Source organism: Pedobacter sp. HMWF019, assembly GCF_003061025.1.
Classification (GTDB): Bacteria; Bacteroidota; Bacteroidia; order Sphingobacteriales; family Sphingobacteriaceae; genus Pedobacter.
Genome location: NZ_QAIL01000581.1, coordinates 54,677 through 62,656, shown reverse-complemented (window position 1 = coordinate 62,656; position 7,980 = coordinate 54,677). Strand labels below are relative to the sequence as shown.

The window sequence follows — 7,980 nt, the reverse complement described above, 5'->3', positions numbered from 1 at the left end:
TCAATAAAAAACAATTAAAAAAACACCTTGCCATTTGTCAAAAAAACAGAAATGAGCTATTAAAATTTGGAATTCAAAATAACAAATGTAATTTAGGCTTAGTGTTTTTTTAACAATATCTTAATTCTGTAATTTAAGACCCCTTAAAAGACCCTATTTTTCGAGCCAAAATCCTCCGGATTTAAGGTGAGAATTTTGTTCCCTTTTAAGGCGATTAAACGACAGGAATTAAGACGAGCAACCTTGAAACAATATAAATTAAATTGAATAAAAAAGGCGTATATCAAATAAAAAAAATGATCTGATGAAGCCTCTTTTATACGAATAAAAAAACAAATAGATTCTAATGAAAAAAAATCACTCAGAAGTGGTCGTATTTTTTACTTTTATCACCACAAAAACAAATTAAGATGATAGTTATTGCAGACGGTGGTTCAACCAAAACCAATTGGTGCTTAATTAATGAAGCAGGTAGAAAAATTCATTTTAATACAGAAGGATACAATCCTTACTTTTCAAGCACAGAGTATATCATTGATTCGTTAAGAAAAACCCTTCCAGACCATGTGGAAGCAGATAAACTGACTGAAGTTTATTATTACGGTGCAGGCTGCTCAACAGACGCCAAGAGAAAAATTGTTGAAGATGCTATGCAGCAGGTTTTTCCTAATGCAAAAGTAAGTATAGGCCACGATTTGATGGCCTCCTGCAGAGCGTTGCTTGGTGATGAAGAAGGATTTGCTGCCATTCTTGGAACTGGAACAAACAGTTGCCTTTATGATGGCACCGATATTACCCTGAACATTGATTCTCTTGGTTACTTCCTGGGCGATGAGGGAAGCGGGTGTTTTATTGGAAAACGCATTTTAAGTGATTACATGAAAGGCTATATGCCAAAAGGTTTGAGAGAAAGTTTCTATGATAATTTTGCCTTGACCAACGAGGATATTTTTGATCATATATACAACAAACCCCTACCAAACCGTTTTTGCGCAAGTTTCAGTAAATTCTTATATGACTACAAAGATAATTATGAAGATTACACTTTCTCTACAATAGAATATGCTTTTACAGCCTTCTTTGAGAATCTGGTGATCCATTATCCCAACTACAAATCGTACAAATTAAACTGTGTAGGTTCTGTAGGATATAGCTTCAGAGATATCCTGAGCATTGTTGCCGACCGATATGAAATGGGTGTTGGAAAAATTATCCGCTCACCTATAGATGATCTGGTAGACTATCATTTGAGTAAATCAAAAGCATAAAAAAATCCCCGGAGCTTAAGTTCCGGGGATTTTTTGTTTATTTATAGAAACCCGTCTTAAAAAGAAATCTCTTTACCAAATAATTTAGCGTATTTCCTCCGGTCAAATTTATACAGCATAGCCGCCCTGAAAGAAACCCCCTTTTGTTTTTCATCCAATTCTTTCAGCACGCCAAAACTCAGCATCTTTTTTCTGAAATTCCTCTTGTCCAGCTTCTTACCAATAATAAGTTCATATACATTCTGCAACTGAGTTAGTGTAAATTTTTCTGGTAAAAGCTCAAAAGCAATGGGTTGATGTTTAATTCTGCGCTTAATTTTTTCCAGGCCTTTTTCAAAGATCATCTGATGATCAAAAGCCAGTTTTGGAAGGTCGCTTACATTTTTCCAGAAGGCCTTTTTCGCATAACTTGTAAGAGGCTTTAAAGCCTTATCTCCCCCCAGTCTCAGCAATGCATAATAGGCAATACTTATAACCCTACCCTGAGGGTGGCGCTGCACATCTCCAAAGGTGTAATATTGCTCCATAAAAATATCACCCAGACCAGTGAGTTCCTTCAAAATCCGCGAAGCGGACTGATCCAGACTCTCGTCTACCCTAACCAAATTTCCTGGCAATGCACACCAGTCTTTAAATGGTTCTTCATTTCTTTCAATCAGCAGAACTTTTAATTCTCCTTCATCAAATCCGAATACAACACAATCAATAGAGAACGTTGAATTAAACTGTGGTAAATCTTCTTTCAAACCATTAAATTTTTAAATACAGAAGCAAATAAATGTACTTGATGCAATATTACATAAAAAAAATAAAAATAAATTACTTAGTGTAGTAAATACACACTATATTCGTAATATAATTAAGATGAGACCAAATATAAAAAATATCGCTGTACTTACCTCTGGAGGAGACGCTCCGGGGATGAATGCTTGCATAAGAGCTGTTGTTCGAACTGGCATATACAATGGTATTAATATGTTTGGAGTTTTACAAGGTTATCAGGGGTTAATTAATAATAATATTAATCCGATGGATGCTCGCTCTGTAAGTAATATCATTCATCTTGGTGGTACAATCTTAAAAACAGCCCGTTGTTTAGCGTTTAAAACAGAAGAAGGCATGGAAACAGCCTTCCAAAATTTAAAAGCCCGTGATATCGATGGATTAATCGTAATTGGTGGTGATGGTACATTTACCGGAGCCCGCAATTTTTCCAAAAAATATGACATAAAAGTAATGGGTATTCCAGGTACCATTGATAATGATCTTTACGGTTCAGACTTTACCTTGGGTTACGACACAGCTATTAATACCGTTATAGAAGCTATTGACAAGATCAGAGATACTGCTGATTCTCACGACCGTCTGTTCTTTATAGAAGTTATGGGCCGTGATTCCGGATGTATTGCTTTAAGAAGCGCCGTAGCAAGCGGTGCTGAAGCAGTTTTGCTGCCAGAACGTCACACCAGTATAGATGAACTTGTTGCCCAGTTGGCTTCAGGTGCAAGTACTAAAAAATCTTCCAGTATCGTTATTGTATCCGAAGGCCATAAAGCTGGCGGAGCTTATGATATTGCAAAAAGGGTGAAAGAGAAATTTAATCATTACGACACCAAGGTAACCATATTAGGACACCTGCAACGTGGCGGTAGTCCGAGCAGTTTCGACAGAATTTTAGGCAGCCGTTTAGGATTTGCTGCTGTTAATGAAATGTTGAAGGGTAACACCAGACAAATGGTTGGTTTGCGTGGAAATGACATTAAAACGACCAGTATAGATGATGCATTAAGCAATCATACTTTTAAGCTGGAAAGTGATCTGTTAGAGATGACAAAGGTTTTATCAATATAACATATGGTAGCGGTAGTTTACAGTGGTTCTAAAACAGCTTTTTGGAAAATAGCTAAGGATGGAAAAACCATCGCAGAATGCAGTATGCCTGGCATTAATCCTTGTTTTAATGATCAAAAGTCTATCCTTCAAATGCTAAACAAGAAAACAACATTGATCAATTATGCAGAAAGCATAAAGAAAATGTATGTTTTTGCGGCTGGAGCGACTTCAGAGCAAAGGATCAGCGAGCTGACTGAAACGCTATCGATGTTCTTTAAATATAGTAAAATCTCGGTTAAAGATGATCTGTATGGTGCAGCCATATCTGCTTGCTATACCAATAGCGGAATTATAGGAATTTTGGGCAGCGGGGCCAACTGTGCTTATTTCGACGGAAAAAACCTGGAAGCCAACAACTTTGGTTTAGGTTTTATTCTTGGAGATGAAGGCTCTTCCAACTATTTAGGGAAAATGCTCCTAAAAAGTTTTATGACTGAGAAACTTCCGGAAGAGTTATCCAGCCAGCTGGACAACAAATATACTCTGGACCGTGCGCAGGTTCTGGACAGAATTTACAAAAAACCGCTGGCACAGCAGTTTCTAAGTTCTTTTTTTGATTTTTTTGTAGATAACAGAAATCATAGTTTTATACAGAAATGTATTGATGAAGCCTTTGAACGCTATATTAATATTTACCTGTTGCCTGTTATCAAACTGCACCCTGACAAAGAAATTCATTTTGTGGGTATCGTTGCCGGACATTTTCAGGACAGATTGCGAGCCATTGCCAAAAAGCATGGCATCGAAATTACCACCATTACTAAAGAACCAATATATAATTTACTTAACTACTATTCAAATTAAATAATATGAGCAAAATTGGAATAAACGGCTTTGGCCGTATCGGCAGACTGGTTTTCAGAGCTGCATTAAAAAGAGGATTAGATATTGTTGCCATCAACGATCTTGTTGAGCCGGATTATATGGCTTATATGTTAAAATATGATTCTACTCACGGACGTTTTGACGGAACTATTGAAGTAGAAAACGGACATTTAGTAGTTAACGGAAAAACAATCCGTATTACAGCAGAGAGAGACCCTGCAAACTTAAAATGGAATGAAGTTGGTGTAGAAACCGTAATTGAATCTACTGGTTTATTCTTAACACGTGTTGATGCTGAAAAACATATTGCTGCTGGTGCTAAAAGAGTCGTTTTCTCTGCTCCTGCTAAAGATAGCGACATTCCAACTTATGTAATGGGTGTTAACCACCATAAATTAACGGCAGATCAAACTATCGTTTCTAACGCATCTTGTACTACAAACTGCTTAGCACCAATCGCTAAAGTATTAAATGATAACTTCGGTATCGTTGAAGGTTTAATGAGTACCATCCACGCTGTAACTGCAACTCAAAAAACAGTTGATGGTCCTTCTGCAAAAGACTGGAGAGGTGGCCGTGGTGGTTTCTCTAACATCATCCCTTCTTCAACTGGTGCTGCTAAAGCTGTAGGAATGGTTCTTCCTGAATTAAAAGGAAAATTAACCGGTATGTCATTCCGCGTACCTGTTGCAGACGTTTCTGTAGTAGATTTAACTGCACGTTTAGAAAAACCAGCTACTTACGAGCAAATCAAAGCTGCAATGAAAGCAGCTTCTGAAGGCGAGTTAAAAGGTGTGCTGGCCTATACAGACGAAGAAGTTGTTTCTTCTGACTTTATTGGTGATGACCATGCTTCTATCTTCGACGCAAAAGCTGGTATCTCCTTAAATGATAACTTTGTAAAAGTTGTTTCCTGGTATGATAACGAATGGGGCTATTCTTCTGCATTAGCGAAATTCGTAGAATATTACGGAAACTTAAAGTAAAACCCGTTCATACAGGTTTATATTTGGTTAGAAAAGGGATGTGCGTGGATGCGACATCCCTTTCTTTTTTTTCCTCATTTAATCCCGCCGAAGGCGGCAAAGCACCCATTTTTATGTAAAACTTCGGTATCTCTGAAGCCAATCTTCTTCATTAAATCCAATTGGAAATTAATAGACCGCGGCGTATCTTCTTTTTCTATATAATCAAATACTTTTTGTCTGTATTCCGGACCACCCAATCCTTCAAGATATTCAGCATACCTTTGTGTAAACAATTGATTTAAATGTACTGCATCGTGTACAATAAGGTCTGAAATCCAAAAGCTCCCTCCTGGCTTAAGCGACTGGTACAATTTTGAGAATACCCGCTCCCAGTCTGCATCTTCACGCAGATGGTGCAACACCGCTGCTGCAAGAATAATATCAAAATGTTCTATGGGAAATTCTGCCTCGAGTATATCCTTTTGTAAGATATCTACGGTACCAGAGGTCGCTGCTGAAATCCTTTCCTTTGCTTTATCCAGCATTGGTCTGCTCAAATCAACCAGTGTACAATCCAAACCTGGGATTTTCTCCAGCATTTTCAGGCTATAGTTACCTGCTCCGCAGCCAATATCGAGTAGTGTTTTGGCACCTGGGTTTACAAAAAGGGCAGCACTTGTGGTGAGTTCAAGGGTAACGGGCGCATCAATTGTGGTCTGTTGCCCGGTCTCCAGATTAGAAAACCGCTCCACATCCTTGTCAAACCGCTCTCTAATCTCTTCCAAAGATGATTTCTTTATGTCTTGATGATTCATATCTTTTCATTTTAATTTAACCAAAACTATCCTTATAATTGATAGTTTAAAAATATCAATTACTCCTATAAACGATACCTAATAGATATCAATGGAACTTAGACATTTACTTTACTTCAAAATGGTTGCCGAAGAACTTCATTTCAGAAAAGCAGCAGAAAAACTATTCATTTCACAGCCTCCACTTAGCCGGCAGATCAGAGAACTGGAAGAAGAACTCGGCGCAGAGCTCTTCACCCGAAATAACAAGCGCGTTACACTCACCAATGCCGGGCTCTATTTTAAGAAAGAAGTAGATGAAATTTTAACAAGGATCAACGAAACAAAGAATACCGTTAAACAAATCCACAATCACCTGAATGGAGAATTCAGGATTGGTTATATCAGCTCCACCTATCATCCCCTGCTGATGGAGGTATTAAAAGAGATGCGGCTACGTTTTCCCTTCCTTTCCATACAACTTTATGAACTTCCCACTCAAAAGCAAATTCATGCGCTGGAAGAAGGGAAACTTGATATAGGAATTATGCGTGCGCCCATAGCATCAACACAACTTACCCTGAATACACTTTTTTACGATCCTTTCATTGCAGTCCTGCCTGTAAATAGCCCTCAGTTTTCGTCAAATGAGGCACTTGGAAACTACTTGGCCGAAAAACCTTTTATATTTTTTAACCGTGATTATGCACCAGCCTATCATCAGAAGTTAATTGAAATATGCAACAGACTGGGTTTTAGCCCCCAACTTTCTCATGAAGCAAACAATGTACATTCCATATTGAGGCTGGTGGAAAGTGGAGCGGGTGTATCCATTTTACCCCACTCCCTAAAAGAGCATTACAAATACTTGCAAATTCACTTTGCCGATCTGAAAAACCTATCTATCTACACAGAAGTTGTGTTGGCATACAAAAACAACAACAATCAGGAAGCCCTAAAATGGTTTATAGAAAAATATGATCCTAATCCTAACAGAACTTAATCAAATATACCATTGGAAATGGTAAGGATTTGTGGTTCTCCATCTGTAACCAGAATAGTATGCTCATGCTGGGCTACAAAGCCTCCCTTATTCCCTTTCAGTGTCCAACCGTCTTCCTGTTCAACGGCATATGTTGACTTTGTAGAAATAAAGGTTTCTATAGCCACAGTAGAATTCTTCCTGAACCTCTCCATATTGTATTTATCATAACAATTCAGAATGCCTTCCGGAGCCTCATGAAGACTTCTTCCAACACCATGTCCAGCCAGATTTCTGATCACCGTATAACCTTGTTTTTTTGCTTCTGTTTCTATCAGCCTGCCAATTTCTGAAATTTTAACACCACCTTTTATTTTACCAATAGCCTTGTTTAGAATTTCCTTAGAAGCATTAACCAACCGTAAGTGATGATGAATATCCTCACCAAGAACAAAAGAACCACCATTGTCTGCCCAGAAACCATTCAGTTCAGCAGAAACGTCTATATTGATTAAATCACCATCTAAAAGAATTTTCTCCTCTGAGGGGATACCATGTGCCGCTTCGTTATTTATACTGATGCAAGTCCATCCGGGAAAGTCATAAGTGAGTTTCGGTGCAGATTTAGCGCCAAAGCTTTCCAGTATCTGACCACCAAAATCATCCAATTCTTTTGTTGACATTCCGGGCTTAGCAAAATCGCGCATTTGTTTTAGCGTAGACGCTACAGCCCTGCTGACCTCCTGCATTCCTATAAATTCTTCTTCTGTACTTACTGACATAAAATTTAATTTTAAGATGATTCACAAAGTTACCAAAAATTGCTAAGTACGCTCAGAAATTACCTTCTATTATGCGATTTCCTTGTCATTTTCACTAACGAATCTACTCACCTTGATTATTTTAAATTTCTTAACACCTGTTGGCATTTCCCAGTCCACCCGTGCTCCACTGGTATATCCCAGTAAAGCAATTCCAATTGGAGCCAGTACCGAAAGTTTATTCAGTCTCATGTTTGCCTCTTCAGGTGTGACCAGATGAAAGGTAAATTCCTGTGCAGTTTCCTCATCCTGTATAGTGACCAGAGAATCCAGGACAATAGCATCCTCCGGCAAGTTATCCTTTGTAACAATCTTTGCGGACTTGAGTTCATTATGTAATTTATCTTTGTTAAAATCAGACAATCTGCTACTTAATTTTAAATGATTGGATAACAAGTCGTATTCTTTCCTGGTAATGATCAATTGGTT

Annotated in this window: 9 protein-coding genes; 5 read left to right on the top strand and 4 right to left on the bottom strand. The window is 38.0% G+C overall.

What is annotated here, in order from left to right; genetic code table 11:
- Positions 1-410 precede the first annotated feature (410 nt).
- A complete protein-coding gene (locus DBR11_RS27955) occupies positions 411-1,268 on the top strand; it encodes an N-acetylglucosamine kinase (RefSeq protein ID WP_108555820.1) in 858 nt (285 codons plus the stop codon).
- Positions 1,269-1,324: 56 nt separating this feature from the next.
- Here the strand turns inward: DBR11_RS27955 and DBR11_RS27950 are convergent, their stop codons facing one another.
- A complete protein-coding gene (locus DBR11_RS27950; protein WP_108555819.1) occupies positions 1,325-2,014 on the bottom strand; it encodes an NUDIX domain-containing protein in 690 nt (229 codons plus the stop codon).
- Positions 2,015-2,132: 118 nt separating this feature from the next.
- Here DBR11_RS27950 and pfkA point away from each other — a divergent pair, with 118 nt between their 5' ends.
- Genes pfkA through gap form a run of 3 tightly spaced genes read left to right on the top strand, consistent with a single transcriptional unit; the run spans position 2,133 to position 4,972 of the window.
- Positions 2,133-3,119 (top strand): 6-phosphofructokinase, encoded by a 987-nt coding sequence (gene pfkA / locus DBR11_RS27945; RefSeq protein WP_108555818.1) that lies wholly within the window; start codon positions 2,133-2,135, stop codon positions 3,117-3,119.
- A 3-nt stretch (positions 3,120-3,122) separates the two neighbouring features.
- Positions 3,123-3,965, top strand: a complete 843-nt coding sequence (locus tag DBR11_RS27940; RefSeq protein ID WP_108555817.1) for a hypothetical protein — start codon at positions 3,123-3,125, stop codon at positions 3,963-3,965.
- 5 nt (positions 3,966-3,970) lie between these two features.
- Positions 3,971-4,972, top strand: a complete 1,002-nt coding sequence (gene gap / locus DBR11_RS27935) for a type I glyceraldehyde-3-phosphate dehydrogenase (protein ID WP_108555816.1) — start codon at positions 3,971-3,973, stop codon at positions 4,970-4,972.
- Positions 4,973-5,046: 74 nt separating this feature from the next.
- Here the strand turns inward: gap and DBR11_RS27930 are convergent, their stop codons facing one another.
- Positions 5,047-5,769 carry a trans-aconitate 2-methyltransferase gene (locus DBR11_RS27930; RefSeq protein WP_199233987.1) on the bottom strand — a complete coding sequence of 241 codons (723 nt, stop codon included), beginning with the start codon at positions 5,767-5,769 and terminating at the stop codon, positions 5,047-5,049.
- 91 nt (positions 5,770-5,860) lie between these two features.
- On the opposite strand from DBR11_RS27930, the gene DBR11_RS27925 reads away from it, so the two are divergent.
- Positions 5,861-6,751 (top strand): LysR family transcriptional regulator, encoded by an 891-nt coding sequence (locus DBR11_RS27925; RefSeq protein WP_108555815.1) that lies wholly within the window; start codon positions 5,861-5,863, stop codon positions 6,749-6,751.
- Here the strand turns inward: DBR11_RS27925 and map are convergent.
- A complete protein-coding gene (gene map, locus DBR11_RS27920; protein ID WP_108555814.1) occupies positions 6,748-7,512 on the bottom strand; it encodes a type I methionyl aminopeptidase in 765 nt (254 codons plus the stop codon). The two genes, DBR11_RS27925 and map, sit on opposite strands and share 4 nt — an antisense overlap.
- 69 nt (positions 7,513-7,581) lie before the next feature.
- Positions 7,582-7,980, bottom strand: a 399-nt coding sequence (locus tag DBR11_RS27915; protein WP_108555824.1) for a GreA/GreB family elongation factor, incomplete at its 5' end; no start/stop codon positions are given.

What these genes read in the sequence shown, in the direction of transcription:
- DBR11_RS27955 (WP_108555820.1), top strand. Translation starts at nt 411, where the DNA reads ATGATAGTTATTGCAGACGGTGGTTCAACCAAAACCAATTGGTGCTTA.
- pfkA (WP_108555818.1), top strand. Translation starts at nt 2,133, where the DNA reads ATGAGACCAAATATAAAAAATATCGCTGTACTTACCTCTGGAGGAGAC.
- DBR11_RS27940 (WP_108555817.1), top strand. Translation starts at nt 3,123, where the DNA reads ATGGTAGCGGTAGTTTACAGTGGTTCTAAAACAGCTTTTTGGAAAATA.
- gap (WP_108555816.1), top strand. Translation starts at nt 3,971, where the DNA reads ATGAGCAAAATTGGAATAAACGGCTTTGGCCGTATCGGCAGACTGGTT.
- DBR11_RS27930 (WP_199233987.1), bottom strand. Translation starts at nt 5,769, where the DNA reads ATGAATCATCAAGACATAAAGAAATCATCTTTGGAAGAGATTAGAGAG.
- DBR11_RS27925 (WP_108555815.1), top strand. Translation starts at nt 5,861, where the DNA reads ATGGAACTTAGACATTTACTTTACTTCAAAATGGTTGCCGAAGAACTT.
- map (WP_108555814.1), bottom strand. Translation starts at nt 7,512, where the DNA reads ATGTCAGTAAGTACAGAAGAAGAATTTATAGGAATGCAGGAGGTCAGC.